Source organism: Serratia sp. CY27727 (genome assembly GCF_052169275.1).
GTDB classification, from domain to species: domain Bacteria; phylum Pseudomonadota; class Gammaproteobacteria; order Enterobacterales; family Enterobacteriaceae; genus Serratia; species Serratia sarumanii.
The window spans coordinates 851,048-870,847 of the sequence record NZ_JBJNLB010000001.1; the positions used below are offsets into that span (position 1 = coordinate 851,048).

The 19,800-nt window shown below is 65.0% G+C and carries 19 protein-coding genes and 2 pseudogenes; 9 read left to right on the forward strand and 12 right to left on the reverse strand.

From position 1 onward, the window contains the following. Position 1: 1 nt before the first annotated feature. Positions 2 to 184 carry a DUF1127 domain-containing protein gene (locus tag ACJ8HB_RS04210; protein WP_047568672.1) on the reverse strand — a complete coding sequence of 61 codons (183 nt, stop codon included), beginning with the start codon at positions 182 to 184 and terminating at the stop codon, positions 2 to 4. Positions 185 to 364: 180 nt separating this feature from the next. On the opposite strand from ACJ8HB_RS04210, the gene ACJ8HB_RS04215 reads away from it, so the two are divergent. After that, positions 365 to 1,804 carry an aminotransferase-like domain-containing protein gene (locus ACJ8HB_RS04215; protein WP_094859698.1) on the forward strand — a complete coding sequence of 480 codons (1,440 nt, stop codon included), beginning with the start codon at positions 365 to 367 and terminating at the stop codon, positions 1,802 to 1,804. Here the strand turns inward: ACJ8HB_RS04215 and ACJ8HB_RS04220 are convergent. After that, positions 1,792 to 2,214, reverse strand: a complete 423-nt coding sequence (locus ACJ8HB_RS04220) for an NUDIX hydrolase (protein ID WP_094859697.1) — start codon at positions 2,212 to 2,214, stop codon at positions 1,792 to 1,794. The genes ACJ8HB_RS04215 and ACJ8HB_RS04220 overlap by 13 nt on opposite strands. Positions 2,215 to 2,316: 102 nt before the next feature. Between ACJ8HB_RS04220 and sseA the strand changes: the two genes are divergently transcribed. Continuing rightward, positions 2,317 to 3,162 (forward strand): 3-mercaptopyruvate sulfurtransferase, encoded by an 846-nt coding sequence (gene sseA / locus ACJ8HB_RS04225; RefSeq protein WP_033653435.1) that lies wholly within the window; start codon positions 2,317 to 2,319, stop codon positions 3,160 to 3,162. Here the strand turns inward: sseA and ACJ8HB_RS04230 are convergent. Further along, positions 3,159 to 4,028 (reverse strand): LysR substrate-binding domain-containing protein, encoded by an 870-nt coding sequence (locus ACJ8HB_RS04230; protein ID WP_049233835.1) that lies wholly within the window; start codon positions 4,026 to 4,028, stop codon positions 3,159 to 3,161. The two genes, sseA and ACJ8HB_RS04230, sit on opposite strands and share 4 nt — an antisense overlap. A gap of 124 nt (positions 4,029 to 4,152) precedes the next feature. Between ACJ8HB_RS04230 and ACJ8HB_RS04235 the strand changes: the two are divergent. From ACJ8HB_RS04235 to ACJ8HB_RS04255, 5 genes and pseudogenes are all read left to right on the forward strand, one after another. Beyond that, positions 4,153 to 4,293: pseudogene (locus ACJ8HB_RS04235) on the forward strand (DUF4865 family protein); the annotation flags it as partial. A gap of 76 nt (positions 4,294 to 4,369) precedes the next feature. Further along, a complete protein-coding gene (locus ACJ8HB_RS04240; RefSeq protein WP_041034061.1) occupies positions 4,370 to 5,605 on the forward strand; it encodes an FAD-dependent oxidoreductase in 1,236 nt (411 codons plus the stop codon). A 68-nt stretch (positions 5,606 to 5,673) separates the two neighbouring features. After that, positions 5,674 to 5,934 (forward strand): type II toxin-antitoxin system Phd/YefM family antitoxin, encoded by a 261-nt coding sequence (locus ACJ8HB_RS04245; protein ID WP_060428990.1) that lies wholly within the window; start codon positions 5,674 to 5,676, stop codon positions 5,932 to 5,934. 1 nt (position 5,935) lies between these two features. Beyond that, complete coding sequence (locus ACJ8HB_RS04250; protein WP_033637605.1) at positions 5,936 to 6,241, forward strand: type II toxin-antitoxin system RelE/ParE family toxin; 306 nt, start codon at positions 5,936 to 5,938, stop codon at positions 6,239 to 6,241. Between the two features lie 24 nt (positions 6,242 to 6,265). Then, complete coding sequence (locus ACJ8HB_RS04255; protein ID WP_060428989.1) at positions 6,266 to 6,778, forward strand: GNAT family N-acetyltransferase; 513 nt, start codon at positions 6,266 to 6,268, stop codon at positions 6,776 to 6,778. A 22-nt stretch (positions 6,779 to 6,800) separates the two neighbouring features. Here ACJ8HB_RS04255 and ACJ8HB_RS04260 read toward each other — a convergent pair whose 3' ends face one another. Continuing rightward, positions 6,801 to 7,313, reverse strand: a complete 513-nt coding sequence (locus ACJ8HB_RS04260; protein ID WP_033653439.1) for a DUF2165 family protein — start codon at positions 7,311 to 7,313, stop codon at positions 6,801 to 6,803. Between the two features lie 134 nt (positions 7,314 to 7,447). Between ACJ8HB_RS04260 and ACJ8HB_RS04265 the strand changes: the two genes are divergently transcribed. Both ACJ8HB_RS04265 and ACJ8HB_RS04270 read left to right on the forward strand, forming a co-directional pair. After that, the gene (locus ACJ8HB_RS04265; protein ID WP_049272536.1) at positions 7,448 to 7,711 is read left to right on the forward strand and encodes a type II toxin-antitoxin system ParD family antitoxin; all 264 of its coding nucleotides are present in this window, start codon (positions 7,448 to 7,450) and stop codon (positions 7,709 to 7,711) included. Positions 7,712 to 7,839: 128 nt separating this feature from the next. Continuing rightward, positions 7,840 to 7,989: pseudogene (locus tag ACJ8HB_RS04270) on the forward strand (type II toxin-antitoxin system RelE/ParE family toxin); the annotation flags it as partial. 7 nt (positions 7,990 to 7,996) lie between these two features. On the opposite strand, the gene urtE reads toward ACJ8HB_RS04270, so the two are convergent. Genes urtE through atzF form a run of 8 tightly spaced genes read right to left on the reverse strand, consistent with a single transcriptional unit; the run spans position 7,997 to position 19,705 of the window. Further along, entirely contained in the window at positions 7,997 to 8,695 is a 699-nt protein-coding gene (urtE, locus tag ACJ8HB_RS04275) for an urea ABC transporter ATP-binding subunit UrtE (RefSeq protein WP_060421361.1), read from the reverse strand. 12 nt (positions 8,696 to 8,707) lie between these two features. Next, positions 8,708 to 9,514, reverse strand: coding sequence for an urea ABC transporter ATP-binding protein UrtD (urtD, locus tag ACJ8HB_RS04280; RefSeq protein ID WP_049195077.1), 807 nt, complete (start codon positions 9,512 to 9,514; stop codon positions 8,708 to 8,710). Continuing rightward, positions 9,511 to 10,587: an urea ABC transporter permease subunit UrtC gene (urtC, locus tag ACJ8HB_RS04285; RefSeq protein WP_033637598.1), complete on the reverse strand. Its 1,077-nt coding sequence runs from the start codon at positions 10,585 to 10,587 to the stop codon at positions 9,511 to 9,513. The genes urtD and urtC overlap by 4 nt, the downstream gene beginning before the upstream one ends. Next, positions 10,587 to 12,167 carry an urea ABC transporter permease subunit UrtB gene (urtB, locus tag ACJ8HB_RS04290; protein WP_060421358.1) on the reverse strand — a complete coding sequence of 527 codons (1,581 nt, stop codon included), beginning with the start codon at positions 12,165 to 12,167 and terminating at the stop codon, positions 10,587 to 10,589. Before urtB ends, urtC begins: the two co-directional genes overlap by 1 nt. 56 nt (positions 12,168 to 12,223) lie before the next feature. After that, positions 12,224 to 13,492, reverse strand: a complete 1,269-nt coding sequence (urtA, locus tag ACJ8HB_RS04295) for an urea ABC transporter substrate-binding protein (RefSeq protein WP_060421357.1) — start codon at positions 13,490 to 13,492, stop codon at positions 12,224 to 12,226. A gap of 35 nt (positions 13,493 to 13,527) precedes the next feature. Continuing rightward, entirely contained in the window at positions 13,528 to 14,238 is a 711-nt protein-coding gene (locus tag ACJ8HB_RS04300; RefSeq protein WP_060421356.1) for a GntR family transcriptional regulator, read from the reverse strand. A gap of 14 nt (positions 14,239 to 14,252) precedes the next feature. Next, positions 14,253 to 17,873 (reverse strand): urea carboxylase, encoded by a 3,621-nt coding sequence (gene uca / locus ACJ8HB_RS04305; RefSeq protein ID WP_094859806.1) that lies wholly within the window; start codon positions 17,871 to 17,873, stop codon positions 14,253 to 14,255. Positions 17,874 to 17,875: 2 nt separating this feature from the next. After that, on the reverse strand, positions 17,876 to 19,705 hold the full coding sequence (gene atzF / locus ACJ8HB_RS04310; protein WP_060421354.1) for an allophanate hydrolase: 1,830 nt from the start codon (positions 19,703 to 19,705) through the stop codon (positions 17,876 to 17,878). Between the last annotated feature and the right edge of the window lie 95 nt (positions 19,706 to 19,800).

Consider the following 19,800-nt stretch of genomic DNA (forward strand, 5'->3'; position numbering starts at 1 on the left):
CTTACCCTCTCCAAAACGGTTTATCGCCTTCGCGCCGCGCATCCGCCCGCGTCAGGCCGATATCCGCCAATTGCCTGTCGTTCAGCAGCAGTAACTCTCTGCGCGTACTGCGGCGCAACAAATACCAACGCCAGCGTGACCAGCCTACCCGCCGCCACGTCGTCATGTCATCAAACAGTGCCATGTTGTTATTCTCCCTGCTGTTTTTGCGTTGCAGTCATCATGCTCGCCGGGAGAAAAACAATACAGATTCACGCTGGCGCTATTTTTTTCATACAGCTGCGCCAAAAAAACCGCTGAATGGTTTACTTTGAAAGCATCTGTACCGGTTTTTTAATCCTGCATCCCGATAAGAGGCCTCTGTATGACACGCTACGCCACTCTGGCCGCCATTCTCAGCCAACGCATTCAGCAAGGGCTGTATCCCGCCGGCCATCGCCTGCCTTCGGTGCGCGCGCTGAGCCAGGAGCACGGCGTCAGCATCAGCACAGTGCAGCAAGCCTACCGGCTGCTGGAAGAACAGCGCCTGGTGGAGGCGCGGCCGAAGTCGGGCTACTTCGTGCATACGCGGCGCGCGCAGGCCGAGCTGCCCGCCATGACGGCGCCGGTGCAGCGGCCGGTGGACATTTCGCAGTGGGAGCAGGTGCTGGAGCTGGTGCGCAGCCGGCCGCGCGAGGGCCTGATCCAGCTGGGGCGCGGTATGCCGGATATCGCCGAGCCGACGATGAAACCGCTGATCGTCGCCCTGCGCAACGCCGCCCGCCACGGCGATCTGCGCAGCCTGTATTACGACAGCATTCAGGGCGTGGCCGCGCTGCGCGAGCAGGTCGCCCGCCTGCTGCTGGATTCCGGCTGCCAAATCGGCCCCGATCAGTTGCTGATCACCACCGGCTGCCAGGAAGCGATCTCCGCCGGGCTGCGCGCCGTTTGCCAACCCGGCGACATCGTGGCGGTCGATTCGCCCTGCTTCCACGGCACCATGCAGACGCTGAAGGGCCTGGGCATCAAGGCGCTGGAAATCCCCACCGATCCGCTCACCGGCGTCAGCCTGGCGGCGCTGGAGATGGCGCTGGAACAGTGGCCGATCAAAGCGATTCTGCTGACGCCCAACTGCAACAATCCGCTGGGCTACATCATGCCCGACGCCCACAAACAGCGGTTGCTGACGCTGGCGCAGCGCCACGACGCGGCGATCATCGAGGACGACGTCTACGGCGACATCGCCTATCACTACCCGCGGCCGCGCACCATCAAGTCGTTCGACGAAGACGGCCGCGTGCTGCTGTGCAGCTCGTTTTCCAAAACGCTGGCGCCGGGGCTGCGGGTGGGCTGGATCGCGCCCGGCCGCTACCTGGAGCGGGTGCTGCACATGAAGTTCATCGGCTCCGGCGCCACCGCCACCCAGCCGCAGCTGGCGATCGCCGAATTCATCCGCGGCGGGCACTATCTGCAGCACCTGCGGCGCATGCGCGCCCGCTACCAGCAGAACCGCGATCGCATGACCGACCTTATCCTGAAACACTTCCCGGCCGGCACCCGCGTCAGCCGCCCGCGCGGCGGTTTTATGCTGTGGATCGAACTGGACGAGGCGTTCGACACCCTGCGGCTGAACCGCCATCTCGAGCAGCAGGGCGTGCAGATCGCCGTCGGCAGCATCTTTTCCGCCGCCGGCAAATACCGCAACTGCCTGCGCATCAACTATGCGCCGAAGCTGACGGCGGAGATCGAACAGGCGGTGCAGCGGGTCGGCACCACCATCCAGGCACTGATGCCGAGCGGCGTGCTGCAACCTCAGGCGGACTGAAGCCAATACTCCGCCACCCGACGGCGCAGATGCCCGATGCCCTGCGGGTGGTGAATAAACTGCTCTACCGACATCATTCGCCAGCGCTGCCCTTCATCGCCAAAGCAAATGGCGGCGATCTGCGCCGGGGTGATCACCCCGGCCATAAACCAGGTCGGCGGGTAGCCGGGCTGAATACCGTCGTAACGCCGCTGCCAGACAACCTGGCGTTCGGCGAGCAACACCCCAAACTCTTCCTGCGTTTCCCGCAGCACGCACTGCAGCGGCGTCTCGCCGTTTTCCCGCCCGCCGCCGGGCAGATCCCACATCCCGGGCCACGGAATGCCCGGCTTGTCGTCCCGTTGGTAGACCAGCAGGCGGCCGTCGCACAGCAGCGCGATCTTGGCCCCGCCAAACGCCCGATCCGTCATGTTTTCCGTCTCCCGCCCATACCGTTGCCTGAACATCATACTCCATCCCGGCACGGCCTGGTGTATAGTGAAAATCCGTTTTCACAACAGGCGAACAATACGATGAATTCTCCGTTTCTGGTGACCCCTCAATGGCTTGCGCAACATATCAACGATGAAAATCTGGTGGTGATCGACGTCCGGATGTCGCCGGTGGGGCTGACGCCGAAGAAAGATATGCTTGCCGAGTTCGAACGCGGCCATATCCCCGGCGCGGTCTATTTCGATATCGACGAGGTGGCGGACAAAAGCACCGCGCTGCCGCATATGCTGCCGACGGCGGCGGAATTCGCCGCGGCGGCGGGCCAATTGGGCATCAGCGAACGCGATACCCTGGTGATTTACGACGAGGGCAACCAGTTCTCCGCGCCGCGCGGCTGGTGGACTTTCCGCAATTTCGGCGCCGAGCGCGTTTACGTGCTGGACGAAGGGCTGAACGGCTGGACCGCGCAGGGCCAGGCGCTGGCAACCGGCCCGGCGCAGCCTGCCCCGCAGACGTTCAACGCCCGGTTCAACGCCGACGCGGTGGTGGATATGCGGCAAGTGGAGCAGGCGTTAGGCACGCCGGTGCAAATTCTCGACGCGCGCGCCGCGCCGCGCTTTTATGCCGAAGCGCCGGAGCCGCGCCCCGGCCTGCACCGCGGCCATATTCCCGGCAGCATCAACATTCCGTACGGCGAGCTGCTGGAAAACGGCCGCTTCAAATCGCTGGAGGCGCTGCGCCAAACCTTCAACGACAAGGGGGTGGATATCAACGGCCCGATCATCACCAGCTGCGGCTCCGGCGTGACGGCGGCGGTGTTGGCGTTCGGCCTGCTGTCGCTCGGCGCGCCGCAGGTCAAGCTGTATGACGGCGCCTGGAGCGAATGGGGCCAGCTGAGCGGCAAGCAGCCGATCGCCCAAGATTAAGTTTCGATCCGCTCGACCACGATCTGCGCCAGCCGCTGCACGGCGGCCGAAGGCTGATCCTCGGCGCGGTGCAGCACCACGCCGAGCTGGCCGAGAGCGGGCAGCAGATCGGGGGCCAGCGGCGCCAGGCCGGGCGGCAAACCCGCCGCCGTGCGCACCGTGACGCCCAATCCAGCACTCACCGCCGCCCACACGCCGTTCAGGCTGCGGCTGGTAAAGGCGATGCGCCAGGGTATGCCGGCGCGATCCAGCGCCTGCGTCGCCGCGCTGCGCATCAGGCAAGGCGCGTCAAACATCACCAACGGCAACGGCTCATCCCCTTCTCGCCAGGGCGCCAGCGCGAAGCCGGGCGAGGCGATCCAGTGCAGCTGCCGCTGCCCCAGCGCCTGATGAAACGGCGTGCTCAAACCGCCATCCCACGCCAGCGACAGATCCAGTTGGCCTTTCAGCACCCAGTCGATCAGCTCGGCATTGCGCGCGATGCGCGCCTCGATGCGCACCTTCGGATTGGCGCGCGCGAAGCTGCCCAACACCTGCGGCAGAAACGTCTCGCCGAAATCCTCCTGCAGCCCCAGCCGCACCGTGCCCTGCAAATCCAACCCGCGCACCGCGGCGGCGGCTTCGTCATTGAGCTCCAGCAGGCGGCGCGCGTAACCGAGCAGCGTTTCCCCCGCCTCGGTCATCACCATGCCGCGCCCGGCCTTGCGCAGGATCGGCGCGCCGACCTGCTGTTCCAGCTTTTTCAGGTGAGCGCTGACCGCCGACGTCGAACGCCCCAGCCGTTCAGCCGCCTTGGCGAAGCTGCCCAGCTCGACGCCGGTGACGAAGCTGCGCAAATCCTCGAGATCGAACGTTATTCGCCTCATGCTGACCATCCTGATTTTCTGAACCATCGATAAAAATAATACCGATTTTACTGATAAAGATGGCGTGTCACGCTCTCCCGGTCAACGTCTTTGCGGAGAATCCTTATGCTCGCGATGCACGCAGCCCGCCAAGTGGCGGTTAGTGCGGCTGGATTTATGGCGTGAACCGCCGCAGGCGCAGCCGCACAACGGCCAGCTGTTCCGCGTCGGCCATCTGTCCGCCCCCTTTGACCACACTGCGCCGCGGGTTGACAGCCAAACTTGATATTGATAATCATTATCAACATTAAACATTCACTTGCGGCTCGCGGGATGCGGGCCGCTCTCCGGGGTCAACCGCCATGCCGTCATCACCGATCACACCTTACGCCACCACCTGCTGCATCGTGGGAGGCGGCCCCGCCGGGCTGATGCTCGGTTATCTGCTGGCGCGGGCGGGGATCGACGTGACGGTGCTGGAGAAGCACGCCGACTTCCTGCGCGATTTTCGCGGTGACACCATTCACCCGTCGACGCTAGAAGTCATGCACCAGCTGGGCCTGCTCGACGAACTGCTGGCGCTGCCGCACCAGCGCGCCGAATCCCTGCACGCCGAAGTCGCCGGGCGCGACATTAAGCTGGCGGATTTCACCCGCCTGCCGACGCGCTGCAAATTTATCGCCTTTATGCCTCAGTGGGAGTTCCTCAACTTTTTGGCACAGCAGGCCGCCGCGTTCCCCCATTTCAGGCTGCTCACCTCGACGCAGGTTCATAAGCTGCTCTACGACCGCGGCCAGGTATGCGGCGTGCTGGCCGACACGCCGGAAGGCCCGATCCGCGTACGCAGCCAGCTGGTGATCGGCACCGACGGCCGCAACTCGGTGGTACGCGAGCAGGCGGCGCTCAGCAGCCGCTCCTTCGGCGCCCCGCGCGACGTATTGTGGATGAAGCTCAGCAAGCAGCCGGGCGATCCGGCCTGGTCGATGGGCCATACCGGGCCGAAGCAGAACTTCATCATGATCGATCGCGGCGACTACTGGCAGTGCGGCTACTCGATCGATAAAGGCAGCTTCGACGCGATCCGCCGCAGCGGCCTGGAGAAATTTTTGCTGCACCTCGCCGAGGTGGCGCCATTCCAGGACGATCGCCTGCAGGAGATCGTCGAGTGGGATCAGGTGAAGCTGCTGAGCATCCGCATCGATCGTCTGGATCGCTGGGCCAAACCGGGAGTGCTGTGCATCGGCGACGCCGCGCACGCCATGTCGCCGATCGGCGGCGTGGGCGTCAACCTGGCGATTCAGGACGCGGTGGCCGCCGCCAACGCCCTGATCCCGCCGCTGCGCCAGCATCGGCTGCAGCTGAAGCATCTGCTGAGCGTGCAGCGCCGGCGCGAATTCCCCACCCGGGCCATCCAGTTTTTGCAGATCAAAATGAGCCAGCGCAAGCCGGGCGAACGCCGCGCGGCGGGCGGATCGCGCCTGATCGCCCGCGTCGGCAACAGCCGCTGGCTGCCGCGCCTGTTCGGCCGCATCATCGGCCTGGGTTTTCGCCGCGAAACGCCGCGGCATCTGTCCAACGAAACCTGCCCGCCGGAATAACATTGGTGCTTTTTTCATCGCACCGTATAATGGTTAAATCGAACGATTTAATTAACTGGAGCGATTAAATGTACGCACTCAGCGCGAACGAGGCCAAAACCCAATTCGGCGATTTGCTGCTCAAGGCGCAGCGCGAACCGGTGCAAATCAATCGCAACGGCAAACCGGTCGCCGTCGTCATGTCGGTAGAAAACTACCAGGCGCTGGAAGATCTCAAACTACGCGCGCTGCAGCAAAAAATCGCGCAGGCTACCGCCGAGGAAGACGCCGGTAAGGCGGTAGACGGTGATGCCTTCTTCAACCGTCTGCTCACCGATGAAACCGACTGATATGCCCGCGTTTCGCCTCACCCCGCAAGCCCAACAAGATCTGCTGGCTATTCGCCATTTCACCGTCGAGCACTGGGGCCAAACGCAATCTCGCCGCTATCTTGAGCAGTTGAGAGAGATCATGCATCATCTGGCGGACATGCCGGAAGCGGGTAAAGCCCACTTTCACGATCTGGGCGAAGAGATACGCAGTTTTCCTTACGCCAGCCATAGGATCTACTACCGCAGCCGCCCTGCCGGCATCACCGTTCTTGCCATTTTGCATCAGGCGATGGTACCCCACCGGCATCTGGAACAACGGCTGTAACTTTTCTTACTCAAAGGGGCACTGATGTTCACCGTCCGTCAGGCATTGCTGGAAGATTTAACCCAGGTGCGCGATATCGGCATCCGCACCTATCGCGCGCACTTCGGTGAGCTGTGGCGCTACCCGCACGAGCTGGAGGCCTTTCTGGCCGAGGATTTTGCCGTCTCCGCGCTGGAACGGACGCTGCGCGATCCCGACGTGTGCTGGCTGTTGGCCTATGAGGATGACGCCCTGGTCGGCTATGCGCGGCTCAACGTCGACAGCTTGCTGGCGCCAACGCAAACCCGCGGCGCAGAGCTGCAGAAAATCTATTTCCTGCCGGGCCATGCCGGCAACGGCTATGGCCAGCGCCTGTTCGAACAGGTGCAGCAGCGGGCCATCGAGCGCCGGCAGAAGACGCTGTGGCTGGAGGTACTGCAACGCAACACCGGCGCCCAACGCTTTTATCGGCGCCAGGGATTGAGCATTTGTGGCGAGACCTGCTACACCAGCGCCCAAGGCTCGATAGGCATCTGGTATATGAGCAAGGCGCTGTAACCGCGCCCCGCTCCGCCTTCGTTTAGCGCGGCTCCCGCTGCAGCATCAGGAACAGCAAAGCAAACGCATTGGGCGCCAGGTAGATCAGCGCCCCCAGCTGCACCGCCAGCGGATCCTGCTTGGCCTGCCAGGCCATAAACCAGTCGCCGGCGACCACCATAAAGCCGACGCCCCACACCGCAATTGCGCAAATCGCCCCCAGCATCGCCCAGATTTTGCCCTTGGCGAAAGCGGCGTAAGGGCCTTTAAATCGCCCGATCATCAGCACCACGCCTGCGGCCGCGAATAGGCCGGCCAGCGTTTCCAGCGTGGTGATGACAGCCAACCCCAACATGCAGGCCCAGTCGGCGCCGATCGCGCGCCACATCAGCCCCGGCGTTTGATAGGTATCCTGCATGGCAAGCAATGGCCCCACCGCATTGCGCGCGGTGCCGGCGAAATCCGCCGTATTGTTCAACAGGCTGAACAGCCCCCACAGGGCCGGAAACAGGGACAGGACGATGCAGCCGAGGCGTGACACAGTGATTTCGTTCATGGTTATCCTTAATGAGTTAACGCGTGGCTCCCGTCCTCATGACGGGACCGCTATTGAGATCCTGAGAGTTTGACGTGCACAATGTAAGAACTAATCTTACAATGACGCAGCATAGCCGAAAGTGAGGGGGAACAATGGGCAGAACATTAACGGTAGATCTGGGTGACGAACTGCGTAGCTTCGTCGAAGACCTGGTGGCCAGCGGCGATTACCGCACGCCCAGCGAAGTCATCCGCGAATCCGTGCGCACTTTGCGCGAACGTACCGCCGCCTCAAAACTGGAAGAGCTTAGGCGCCTGATTGCCGAAGGAGAGAACAGCGGCGAAGCCGTCGAATGGGAACGTGATGTGTTCATGGAAAGAATACGGAGCAAAGCAAAAGGATGCGCAGGAAAGTAACCGTCCGCCCAAAAGCCTTGGATGATATGGAAGAGATCTATTTTTACGGATTGGCGCACTTTGGCTTACAGGTGGCCGAAGATTATCCACCTGCATCAGGCTTTCAATAACCTTAGCCACCCCAACTCGGCAGAAACATCGATGCAATCGGCCCCGGCCTATGGGTATTGCCCGTCGCCAACCACCTGATTTATTTTCGTCAGCACAGGCGGGAGGTGAATATCATCAGAGTGCTGCATCATTCCCGCGATCCGCTCAGCCGATCCTTTTTCAGCTGATCCAACGTCAAATCGCCACCAGCCCGCGTACGCCGTCCTGTTCCATATTGCTGCCGGCGCCGCGCTGCACGATGCTGCCGCGCGACATCACCAGATAGCTGTCCGCCAGGTCGGCGGCAAAGTCATAGAACTGCTCCACCAGCAGGATCGCCATATCGCCCTTCGCCGCCAGCTGCTTGATCACCGCACCGATCTCCTTGATCACCGAAGGCTGGATCCCTTCCGTCGGCTCGTCGAGGATCAGTAGCTGCGGCCGGCAGGCCAGCGCCCGGCCGATCGCCAGCTGCTGCTGCTGCCCGCCGGAGAGATCGCCGCCGCGCCGATCCTTCATTTGCCGCAGCACCGGAAACAGTTCATAGATCGGATCCGGCACCGTGCGCGCGGCGGCGCCGGAAAAGCGCGCCAGCCCCATCAGCAGATTTTCCTCGACCGTCAGGCGCGGGAAAATCTCCCGCCCCTGCGGCACATAGGCGATGCCCGCCCGCACCCGCTGATGCGGTTTTTTAACGGTGATGGTTTCGCCCTGCCAACGGACGCTGCCGTTGCGCGCCGGGACCAATCCCATCAGGCATTTCAGCAGCGTGGTCTTGCCCACGCCGTTGCGCCCCAGCAAGCAGGTCACCTCGCCAATGCGCGCCTCGAACGACAGGCCGCGCAGAATGTGGCTGCCGCCGTAATACTGATTCAATTCCTCTACCTGCAGCATGATTACGCCTCCTCAGCGCCCCAGATATACCTCAATCACCCGTTCGTCGGCCTGCACCTGCGCCAGCGATCCTTCCGCCAGCACCTGCCCCTGGTGCAGCACCGTCACGCGATCGGCGATGGTTTCCACAAACCCCATATCGTGCTCCACCACCATCAGCGAATGCTTGCCCGCCAGCTCGCGGAACAGTTCGGCGGTGTAGTCGGTTTCGGCGTCAGTCATGCCGGCCGCCGGTTCGTCGAGCAGCAGCAGGTGCGGCTCCTGCACCAGCAGCATGCCGATCTCGAGAAACTGTTTTTGCCCGTGGGACAGCAGCCCGGCGGGCCGGTGGCGTTCATGCCCCAGCCGCAGGGTCTTCAACATCTCGTCGATGCGGTCGCGCTGTTCGCTGCTCAGGCGGGCGCGCAGGCAGGCCCACACCGACTTGCGGGTTTTCTGCGCGATCTCCAGATTTTCGAACACCGTCAGCGCCTCGAACACCGTCGGTTTTTGAAACTTGCGGCCGATGCCGGCGTGGGCGATCTGCATCGGCGCCAGCCGGGTCAGATCGACGGTCTGATCGTAAAACACCCTGCCGCTGTCCGGCCGGGTCTTGCCGGTGATCACATCCATCAGCGTGGTCTTGCCGGCGCCGTTGGGGCCGATCACGCAGCGCAGTTCGCCGACGCCAATGCGCAGCGACAGATCGGTCAGCGCACGAAAACCGTCGAAGCTGACGTTGACGCTGTCGAGCTGCAGCACCGGATCGGTTTGCTGCCGGTATTTATCCGCCGGCAGCGGGTGGGTAAACAGCTCGTCGGTCACTTGCATCGCTTTCATGAGGTTTTCCTCCGGCGCAGCAGGCCGATCACCCCTTTGGGCAGAAACAGCGTGACGACGATAAACATCAGGCCGAGGAAGAACTGCCAGTATTCGGGAATGGCCATGGTGAACCAGCTCTTGGCGCCGTTGACGATGCCGGCGCCGAGCAGCGGCCCCACCAGCGTGCCGCGCCCGCCGAGCGCCACCCAGATGGCGGCCTCGATCGAGTTGGTCGGCGACATTTCGCCGGGGTTGATGATGCCGACCTGCGGCACATAGAGCGCGCCGGCCAGCCCGCACAGCACCGCCGACAGCGTCCAGACGAACAGCTTGAAGCCCTTCGGATCGTAGCCGCAGAAGGTCAGCCGGTTTTCCGCATCGCGCACCGCGGTCAGCACCCGGCCGAACTTGCTGCGCGCCAGCGCAAAGCCGATGGCCAGGCTGGCGGCCAGCAGCAGCACCGTCGCCAGGAACAGCGCCACCCGCGTGCCGGCGGCGGTGATGGGAAAGCCGAGCAGCGTGGTGAAACCGGTAAAGCCGTTATTGCCGCCGAAGCCGGTCTCGTTGCGAAAGAACAGCAGCATGCCGGCATAGGTCAGCGCCTGGGTCATGATCGAGAAATACACCCCTTTGATTTTCGAGCGGAAGGCGAAGTAGCCGAACAGGAAGGCCAGCAGGCCCGGTACCAGCACGATCAGGCACAGCGCCCAGGCGAAATGCTGGGTGCCGCTCCAGAACCACGGCAGCTCATTCCAGGAGAGGAACGCCATAAACGCCGGCAGCCCGTCGCCCGCCGCCTGCCGCATCAGGTACATGCCCATGGCGTAGCCGCCGAGCGCGAAGAACAGCCCGTGGCCGAGCGACAGCAGCCCGGCATAGCCCCACACCAGATCGAGCGCCACCGCCACTACCGCGTAGCACAGGATCTTGCCCGCCAGCGTCAGGGTATAGGTGGACACCGCCAGCGGATGATCCGCCGGTAACAGCGTCAAGAACGGCATCACCAGCAGCACCAGCAACGCCAGCGCGCCGATGCTCAACGCCAGCCGAGGCGCTTTCTGCACGCCGGTTACGGTCAATGGTTGGCTCATCAGTCAATCACCCTGCCCTTGAGGGCGAACAGCCCCTGCGGGCGCTTTTGAATAAACAGAACGATCAGCACCAGGATCAGGATCTTGCCCAGCACGGCGCCGATCTGCGGCTCGAGGATCTTGTTGACGATGCCGAGGCCGAAGGCCGCCGCCACCGTCCCCGCCAGTTGGCCGACGCCGCCGAGCACCACCACCAGGAACGAATCGATGATGTAACCTTGCCCCAGCTCCGGCCCGACGTTGCCCAACTGCGACAGCGCCACCCCGCCGAGCCCGGCGATGCCGGATCCCAACCCGAAGGCCAGCATGTCCACCCGCCCGGTGGGCACGCCGCAGCAGGCCGCCATCGCGCGGTTTTGCGTCACCGCGCGCACGTTCATGCCGAGCCGGGTCTTGTTCAGCAGCAGCCAGGTCAGCGCCAGCACCAACAGCACGAACGCGATCACCGCGATGCGGTTCCACGGCAGCACCAGGTTCGGCAGCAGCTGCACGCCGCCCGACAGCCACACCGGGTTGGCGACCTCGACGTTCTGCGCGCCGAACAGCACCCGCACCAGTTGGATCAGCACCAGGCTGATGCCCCAGGTGGCCAGCAGGGTTTCCAGCGGCCGGCCATACAGGTGGCGGATCACCGTGCGCTCCAGCAGCATGCCGATCCCGGCGGTGATGGCGAACGCCACCGGCAGCGCCGCCAGCGGGTAGAGCGCCAGCCAGTGCGGCGCAAACTGCTGAAACAGCCCCTGCACCAGGTAAGCGGAATAGGCGCCGAGCATCAGCATTTCGCCGTGCGCCATATTGATGACGCCGAGCAGGCCGTAGGTGATCGCCAGCCCGAGCGCCGCCAGCAGCAGGATCGAACCGAGCGACAGGCCGCTGAACGCCTGGCCGAGCAGATCGCCGATCATCAGGCGATGCTGCACCCGCTGCAGGCTGCGTTGCGCCTCGGCGCGCACCGCGGCGTCCGGCTCGTGAGCGGCGTCGGTCAACGCCTGCAGCCGCGCGCGGGTTTCCGGCTCGCCCGATTCCCCCAGCAGCCGCACCGCATTGAAGCGCACCTGCGGGCTGGCGTCGGTCAATTGCAGGTTCGCCAGCGCAATGCTCAGCGCGTCGCGTACCTGCGGGTCTTTCTCCTGCGCCAGCCGCCGGGTCAACAGCGGCAACTGCTCGCCCTGCGCTTCGCGCTGCAGCGCGGTCGCCGCCTGCAGCCGCACCGCCGCGTCCGCGCTGACCAACCGCTGCGCCGACAACGCGTTGGCGATCAGAATGCGCAGCCGGTTGTTCAGCCACACCTTCTTCGGTTCGCCAACCGGGGCCGCCTCGCCCTCGAGCGGCAGATAGCGATCGCCCTGGCGGATAAAGGCGCGCTTCGCCCCGTCGATCGCCACGGTTTCCTGCTGCAGCCCCTGCAGCAGCGGCAGGCGCGCGGCGTCCGGCTCGGCCGCCCAGGCCTGCAGCAACTTGGCCTGCTGCGCACGGTTGGCCGCCGCAAACTCATCGGCCGGCCCGGCCTGCGCCAGCAGGGGCCAGGCGCACAGCAGCCACAGCCCGACGCGCAGAGAGGATAAAAACGGAGATTGCATCAGCTGCCTCTTCTGTTGGGCCGGCGGGCGCTGGGCCGCGCCGGCGCTGAGTGACGTTACTTGCCGCCTTTCACCGGGTAATCCGGTTTTTTGTCGTTGCCGGCGATATACGGGCTCCACGGCTGCGCGCGCACCGGTGCCTCGGTCTGCCACACCACGTTGAACTGGCCGTTGCCCTCGATCTCGCCGATCATCACCGGCTTGTGCAGGTGGTGGTTAGTCTGGTCCATGGTCAGCGTGAAGCCCGACGGCGCGGCGAAGGTTTGCCCGGCCATCGCCGCGCGCACCTTATCGACGTCGGTGGTGCCGGCCTTTTCCACCGCCTGCGCCCACATGTGGAGGCCGACGTAGGTGGCCTCCATCGGATCGTTGGTCACTGCGGTGGCGTAATTCGGCAGGTTGTGCGCCTTGGCGTAGGCTTTCCACTGACTGACAAACCGCTTGTTGGTCGGGTTATCCAGCGATTCGAAGTAGTTCCAGGCCGCCAGGTTGCCCACCAGCGGCTTGGTGTCGATGCCGCGCAGCTCTTCCTCGCCGACCGAGAAGGCGATCACCGGCACGTCGGTGGCCTTGACGCCCTGGTTGGCCAGCTCTTTGTAGAACGGCACGTTGGAGTCGCCGTTGATGGTGGAGATCACCGCCGTGTTGCCGCCGGCGGCGAATTTTTTGATGTTGGCGACGATGGTCTGGTAATCGCTGTAGCCGAACGGCGTGTAGACCTCTTCGATATCCTTGTCCTGTACGCCTTTGCTGTGCAGGAAGGCGCGCAGGATCTTGTTGGTGGTGCGCGGATAGACGTAATCGGTGCCCAGCAGGAAGAAGCGCTTGGCGCCGCCGCCGTCCTCGCTCAGCAGGTATTCCACCGCCGGGATCGCCTGCTGGTTCGGCGCCGCGCCGGTATAGAACACGTTCGGCGACATCTCTTCGCCCTCGTATTGCACCGGGTAGAACAGCAGCCCGTTCAGCTCCTCAAACACCGGCAGCACCGACTTGCGCGACACCGAAGTCCAGCAGCCGAACACCGCCGCCACCTTGTCCTGGCTCAGCAGCTGGCGCGCCTTTTCGGCGAACAGCGGCCAGTTGGAGGCCGGATCCACCACCACCGGCTCCAGCTTTTTGCCGAGCACCCCGCCTTTGGCGTTGATCTCGTCGATGGTCATCAGCGCCACATCCTTCAGCGGCGTCTCGGAAATCGCCATGGTGCCGGAAAGCGAACTCAGAATGCCGACCTTGATGGTGTCGGCGGCCTGCGCGCTCCAGGCCAGACCCAGGCCGAGCGCGGCGGCGGACAGCGCAAAAGCTTTGATAAAACGACGACGTTGCATAGTTCAAACTCCTGATGTGTGTGAAATCAAAATCGTTACGCCGAGCGCGCCGGCTGCTGGGCCCGCGCCTGGTGCAACATGTGCAGCGTTATTTTTCGTACCTCTGCCTTGCTGACGGCGATATGCTCGCCGAGCAGCGCTTGCGCCGCCTCGCTTTGCCGCTGCAGGATCGCCTGCAAAATGGCGGCGTGTTCGCGGTAGGTGGCGTCCACCCGCGCCTGCTGGGTGAAATCCAGCCGGCGAATGATGCGGATCTTTTCGGTCAGCTCGCGGTGGATGCGCGCCATTTCGCCGTTGCCCGCCGCGGCCACCAACGCCTGATGAAACTGCTCGTCGTGCTGCGACACCACCTGGCCGTCCGCCAGACGCGGCGCTTCGGTCCAAAAACGGTTCAGCGCCGCCAGCGCGGCCGGCGTTTCCCCGGCCGGCCATTCGCACAGCCGTTTCACCGCCTCTTGTTCCAGCACGATGCGCAGGTCGTACAGCTCTTCGAAGTAGGCAAAATCGAACGGCCGCACCTGCCAGCCGCTGCGAAACAGCACCTCGACATAGCCTTCGCGCTCGAGTCGAAACAGCGCCTGACGCACCGGCGTGCGGCTGGCCGCCATGCGCTGCGCCACGTCGCTTTCGCTGAAGCGATCGCCCGGCAGCAGGCGAAACTCGAAGATGTCGGCCTTGAGCTGCAGATAAATGCGCTCCGCCAGCCCCTCCGGCCGCGCCTTGTGCTCTCCGTTGGTGATTTGCATCTTCGCCCCTCCGTTCAGATCGCTTTTTCCAGCCACAGCAGGGCGTCGCCCGGCCCGACCGGCCGCCCCTGCCGGCAGCTGATGCGTTTGACGATCCCGGCGCGCGGCGCGGTGACCGCCAATTCCATCTTCATCGCCTCGACCACGATCAGCGGCTGCCCGGCCGCCACCGCCTGCCCCGGCTCCACCAGGATCTTCCACACGCTGCCGTTCAGATCGGCGCTGACCAGATCGCCGTCGATCGCGTCTTCTTCAACCGGCGGCAACAGCTGCGCCTCGGCCTCGTCGTCATCGCTGCGCCAGCGCGCCACTTCGGCGTTGAACGCCTGCTGCTGGCGATGCTGGAAGTCGGCGATCGCCCCAGCGTTGTCGGCCAGGAAATCGGTGTAGGCGGCGAAGTCGAATTCGCTCTCTTCGATACGCACCTGCATGCGCCCTTCGCGGAACGCTTCGCGCTGCTCGTCCAGTTCTTGCTCGCTGACCGGGTAGAAGCGCACCTGATCGAAGAAGCGCAGCAGCCAGGGTTCACCGGCGGTGAACTGCGGGTTTTTGAGGAATTTGTTCCAGATCGGCAGCGTGCGCCCCACCAGTTGGTAACCGCCCGGCGAATCCATGCCGTAAATGCACATGTACATGCCGCCGATGCCGACCGTCCCTTCGGCGGTGTGGGTGCGCGCCGGGTTGTATTTGGAGCTCAGCAGGCGATGGCGCGGATCGAGCGGCACCGCGCAGGGCGCGCCGAGGTAAACGTCTCCCAATCCGAGGATCAGGTAGCTGGCGTCGAACAGGATGTCGCGCACCTGTTCGCGTCGGCTCAGGCCGTTGATGCGCTGAATAAAATCGACGTTGTTCGGCAGCCAGGGCGCCGAGGCGCGTACCGTCTGCTGATAGCGATCGACCGCCCCCAGCGTGGCCGAATCCTCGAACGCCATCGGCAGCCAGACGGTGCGCGTCGGCACCTTCAGGCGGCTGACGTCCCCCAGCGCCCGTTCGCGCGCCAGCAGGCGCTGCAGCAGATCGGCCTGGCTTATCAGCCGGCTGTCGTAGCGGATCTGCAGCGAACGCACGCCCGGCGCCAGCTCCGCCACGCCCGGTATCGCCTCCTGCCGCAGCGACTGCATCAGCAGATGAATGCGCAGCCGCAGCGCCAGATCGAGCACGTTGTCGCCATACTCCATCAGGATGTAGCCGTCTCCCGCCTGGCGATACGCCACCGCCGGGCGCCCTTCCGCCGCCGGCAGCGCCGCCAGCACCGCGGCGGAAACGGTATCCGCCGGGGCCAGAGCCGGCGGCGGCAGGGCGATGGCCTTCACCGCCGCCAGCGCTTCGATGCTGCCGAGCTGCGCCTGTTCCAGCGACTGCGCCTGGCGAAAACCGATCGGATGGAACCGGATGCGGTCGCCCGGCTTCACCTGCCCCACTTTCCACAGCTCGGCCTTGGCGATGGTCACCGGGCAGACGAAGCCGCCGAGGCTCGGCCCGTCGCGGGTCAGGATCACCGGGAAGTCGCCGGTGAAATTGATCGCACCGATGGCGTACTCGCAGTCGTGCACGTTGGAAGGATGCAAACCGGCTTCGCCGCCGTCCTCTCTCGCCCACTCGGGCTTCGGCCCCGACAGGCGCACGCCGAGGCGATTGGAGTTGTAATGCACCTGCCAGTCGGTGGCGAAGAAGGCGTCTATCGATTCGGCGGTGAAAAAGTCCGGCGCGCCGTGCGGCCCGTACAGCACACCGATGTGCCACTGGTCGCCGTAATGCGGGATCAGGCTGTCGTCCATCGCCTGCGGCGCGGCGATCGGCGCCGGCGTGGTGCTGGCGGCCAGCGTCGGTTGAGCGATCGCCAGCATGTCCGCCACGCGCAAGGTGCGCCCGGCGTGGCCGCCGAACTGGCCGAGCGCGAAGGTGGAACGGCTGCCGAGATACACCGGCACGTCGAAGCCATTGCGTATCGCCAGATAGGTGCGGCAGCCGTGCGTGGCGCGCCCCAGCGTCAGCACCTGCCCGGCCCGCACCGCGATCGGCCGCCAGTAGGCGACCGCTTCACCGTCCAGATCGGCCGGGCAGCTGGCACCCGTCAGCGCGATGGTGGCGTCGCAGTGAAAGCGCAGCGTCGGCCCCTGCAGGGTGAACTCGAGCCCGGCGGCCGCCGGGTGGTTGCCGACGATGCGATTGGCCAGCCGGAACGCGAAGTCGTCCATCGGGCCGGACGGCGGCACGCCGATGTCCCAATAGCCGAGGCGGCCGGGATAATCCTGCACGCTGCTGTAGGTGCCGGGTTGCAGCACTTCGAGGCAGTGCGGCTGGTAATGCAAATCGTCCAGCAGGCGCGTCCAAACGTCGCCGCGCTGAAATTGCGGCGTGGCGATCACCTGCCGCAGATAATCGAGGTTGGTGGCGATGCCGTGCAAACGGGTCGCCGCCAGCGCCACGCGCAGTTTTTCCAGCGCCTGCGCGCGGTCAGCGCCGTGTACGATCAGCTTGGCGATCATCGGGTCGTAAAACGCCGAGACTTCGCTGCCGGTCGCCACCCAACCGTCGAGGCGCACGTCGGCGGGGAAATGCACCTCGGTCAGCACGCCGGGGCTGGGCTGGAAGTTCTTCAGCGGATCTTCGGCATAGAGGCGCACTTCGATCGCCGCGCCCTGCGGCGCGCGTTGCAGCGCCGCCCAATCCAGCGCATCGCCCGCCGCCACCTGCAGCATGCATTCGATCAGATCCAGGCCGGTGACCATCTCGGTGACCGGGTGCTCGACCTGTAAGCGGGTGTTCACTTCGAGGAAGTAAAACTCGTCGCGCGCGGCGTCGTAAATAAATTCCACGGTGCCGGCGCTGCGATAGTTCACCGACTCGCCCAGCGCCACCGCCGCCCGCTGCAGCGCCTGGCGGGTCGCCGCCGGCAGGTGTGGCGCCGGGGTTTCCTCCACCACTTTTTGGTTGCGGCGCTGCAGCGAGCAGTCGCGCTCGCCGAGCGCCGCCACCCGCCCCTGGCCGTCGCCGAAAATCTGTACCTCGACGTGACGCGCCCGATCGACGAAGCGTTCGATAAACGCGCCGGCGTCGCGGAAGAACTGCTCTCCCAACCGTTTGACGCTGTCGTACGCCTCGCGCAGCGCCGCCTCGTCGTCACAGCGCGTCAGGCCGATGCCGCCGCCGCCGGCGGTGCTTTTCAGCATCACCGGGTAGCCGATGCGCGCGGCGGCGGCAACCGCCTGCTCCACGCTCTCCAGCAAGCCGGTGCCCGGCGTCATCGGCACCCCGGCCAACGCCGCCAGCTCGCGCGCCCGGTGCTTGAGACCGAACTCGCGCATCTGCGCCGCCGTCGGGCCGATAAAGGCGATGCCCGCCGCCTCGCAGGCGTCGGCAAACTCGGCGCTCTCGGACAAAAAGCCGTAGCCGGGGTAGATCGCCTGCGCGCCGGTGGCTGCCGCCGCCGCAAGGATCTTGTCGATGCTCAGGTAGCTGTCGGCGGCCTTGTCGCCGCCGAGCGCCACCGCCCTGTCGGCTTCGGTGACGTGCGGCGCATTGCGGTCGGCGTCGGAATAAACCGCCACGCTGGTGACGCCCAGGCGTTTCAGGGTGCGAATGGCGCGGCAGGCGATTTCGCCGCGGTTAGCGATCAGTACGGTAGTAAACATGTTCATGCCCCCTTAACGCCGGCGAGATAGTCGCGCCAGCCGCCAAACTCGGTAATATCCGTGGCGCCTTCCAGCGCCCAGGCTTCGCAGATAAACCCCTTCACCCGCCGGCCGTCCGCCAGCAGCAGCGTGCCGATACCCAAGGGCGCCGGAATTTCCGCCACAAACTCGCCGAAACGGGCCAGCGGGATGTCCCACAGCTCAAGACGGATCGCCGCTCCCTGCGCCACACGCGCCAGCCCCGGCTTCGGCGGCTCGGTATCGGCCAGCGCGTACAGGCGGTAACAGGGGGCGGTGACGGTTTGTTCCACCCGCACCGCGTCGCGCTGCGTCAGCTGGACGTTGAGCGGCATACCGCTGAGGTGAGCGCCCACTACCGCCAGACGCACATGCCCCGCCGACGGCGCCGGCGCCGGCTGCGGCGGCAATGCCCGGCCGGTTGCCCCGAGCGGCAAGGCGCTTTGCCGTTGCCAGCGCAGGCCAAACGCCGCCAGCGCCCGGTCATGCCAAGCGGGCGCAATCAGGGTGATGCCCGCCGGCAGCCCGTCTTCGCGCAGCGGCCCCGGCAGCGCCAGCGCGCTCAGATCGGCCAGGTTGGTGAAATTGGTGTAAGTGCCGAACTGCGAATTGAACAGCACCGGCTCCTGCGCCATCTCCGCCAGGGTGCGAATAGTGGGCGCGGTCGGCACCACCAGCGCGTCGAACGGCGCCAGCCGCTGGGCGATCTGCCGCGCCAATTCGGCACGCAGGTATTCCGCCTTGTAGGCGTCGCAGGCGCTGTAGCCCAGGCCGTTGCCGACGATGCCGCGCACCACCGGGTCGATAGCCTGCGGGTTCGCTTCCAGCACCTGCTCAATCGCCACGGTGCGCTCCGCCACCCAGGGGCCGTAATACAGCTGCTCCGCCAGGGTGCGAAACGGCGCGAAATCGAGGGGCTCCAACGTGGCGCCGCCCGCCTGCAGCTGCGCCAATGCGCGGTGAAACGCCCGCTCGGCCTGCACGTCACCGAAAAACTCCAGCTGGGCGGGAACGGCAAAACGCGGCGCGGCGGGGATATCCGCCGGCGCGGTATGCGGATCGGGGCGGGAATACGGGTCTGCCGGGTCAAAGCCGCTCGCCAGTTCCGCCACCTGCGCGGCATCGGCCACCGTCAGCGCGAAGACCGACACCGTATCGTTCAACCGGCAGGCCGGCACCACGCCGCGGTTGGACAACCGCCCTTTGGTCGGCTTCAGCCCGACGATGTTGTTGAACCCGGCGGGCACGCGCCCCGAACCGGCGGTGTCGGTGCCCAGCGCGAACGGCACCAGGCCGCGCGCCACCACCGAAGCGGAGCCGGAACTGGAGCCGCCGCTGACGTAGCGGCTGTCGAAGCTGTTGACCACTGCGCCATAGGGTGAGCGGGTGCCCACCAACCCGGTAGCGAACTGGTCGAGATTGGTTTTACCGAGGGCGATCGCCCCGGCGGCGCGCAGGTTGGCGACCACGGTGGCGTCCGCCGCGGCCTGATAGGTGAACGCCGGGCAGGCGGCGCTGGTCGGCCAGCCGCCGACGTCGATATTGTCTTTGATGGCGAAGGGCACGCCGAACAGCGGCAGGCGGCTGAGATCGCCGGCGACTGCTTCGAGCCTCTGTGCCAGTTGCCGATACTGCCGCTCGCGCTGCGCCGGGGTGGCGAGATACAGCCAGGCGTTGTCGTCTGAATCCAAATCGGCGACCAGCGCTTCGATCGTGGCGCTGACGCAGGCGAGGCGCTCGCCCGCCGGACGGGTTTGATAATGGTGCTGCCATTCACTGAGGGTAAAACCGCACGTTTCAACAGGGTCGCTCATCGGCTGAATTCCATCTGGTACACAAGATGGGATTCAACAGAGCAACCGGCGTGCCAATTTTTAATCTCATGATTTCAATAAATTATAATTAAAAC

What these genes read in the sequence shown, in the direction of transcription:
- ACJ8HB_RS04210 (WP_047568672.1), bottom strand. Translation starts at nt 184, where the DNA reads ATGGCACTGTTTGATGACATGACGACGTGGCGGCGGGTAGGCTGGTCA.
- ACJ8HB_RS04215 (WP_094859698.1), top strand. Translation starts at nt 365, where the DNA reads ATGACACGCTACGCCACTCTGGCCGCCATTCTCAGCCAACGCATTCAG.
- ACJ8HB_RS04220 (WP_094859697.1), bottom strand. Translation starts at nt 2,214, where the DNA reads ATGACGGATCGGGCGTTTGGCGGGGCCAAGATCGCGCTGCTGTGCGAC.
- sseA (WP_033653435.1), top strand. Translation starts at nt 2,317, where the DNA reads ATGAATTCTCCGTTTCTGGTGACCCCTCAATGGCTTGCGCAACATATC.
- ACJ8HB_RS04230 (WP_049233835.1), bottom strand. Translation starts at nt 4,028, where the DNA reads ATGAGGCGAATAACGTTCGATCTCGAGGATTTGCGCAGCTTCGTCACC.
- ACJ8HB_RS04240 (WP_041034061.1), top strand. Translation starts at nt 4,370, where the DNA reads ATGCCGTCATCACCGATCACACCTTACGCCACCACCTGCTGCATCGTG.
- ACJ8HB_RS04245 (WP_060428990.1), top strand. Translation starts at nt 5,674, where the DNA reads ATGTACGCACTCAGCGCGAACGAGGCCAAAACCCAATTCGGCGATTTG.
- ACJ8HB_RS04250 (WP_033637605.1), top strand. Translation starts at nt 5,936, where the DNA reads ATGCCCGCGTTTCGCCTCACCCCGCAAGCCCAACAAGATCTGCTGGCT.
- ACJ8HB_RS04255 (WP_060428989.1), top strand. Translation starts at nt 6,266, where the DNA reads ATGTTCACCGTCCGTCAGGCATTGCTGGAAGATTTAACCCAGGTGCGC.
- ACJ8HB_RS04260 (WP_033653439.1), bottom strand. Translation starts at nt 7,313, where the DNA reads ATGAACGAAATCACTGTGTCACGCCTCGGCTGCATCGTCCTGTCCCTG.
- ACJ8HB_RS04265 (WP_049272536.1), top strand. Translation starts at nt 7,448, where the DNA reads ATGGGCAGAACATTAACGGTAGATCTGGGTGACGAACTGCGTAGCTTC.
- urtE (WP_060421361.1), bottom strand. Translation starts at nt 8,695, where the DNA reads ATGCTGCAGGTAGAGGAATTGAATCAGTATTACGGCGGCAGCCACATT.
- urtD (WP_049195077.1), bottom strand. Translation starts at nt 9,514, where the DNA reads ATGAAAGCGATGCAAGTGACCGACGAGCTGTTTACCCACCCGCTGCCG.
- urtC (WP_033637598.1), bottom strand. Translation starts at nt 10,587, where the DNA reads ATGAGCCAACCATTGACCGTAACCGGCGTGCAGAAAGCGCCTCGGCTG.
- urtB (WP_060421358.1), bottom strand. Translation starts at nt 12,167, where the DNA reads ATGCAATCTCCGTTTTTATCCTCTCTGCGCGTCGGGCTGTGGCTGCTG.
- urtA (WP_060421357.1), bottom strand. Translation starts at nt 13,492, where the DNA reads ATGCAACGTCGTCGTTTTATCAAAGCTTTTGCGCTGTCCGCCGCCGCG.
- ACJ8HB_RS04300 (WP_060421356.1), bottom strand. Translation starts at nt 14,238, where the DNA reads ATGCAAATCACCAACGGAGAGCACAAGGCGCGGCCGGAGGGGCTGGCG.
- uca (WP_094859806.1), bottom strand. Translation starts at nt 17,873, where the DNA reads ATGTTTACTACCGTACTGATCGCTAACCGCGGCGAAATCGCCTGCCGC.
- atzF (WP_060421354.1), bottom strand. Translation starts at nt 19,705, where the DNA reads ATGAGCGACCCTGTTGAAACGTGCGGTTTTACCCTCAGTGAATGGCAG.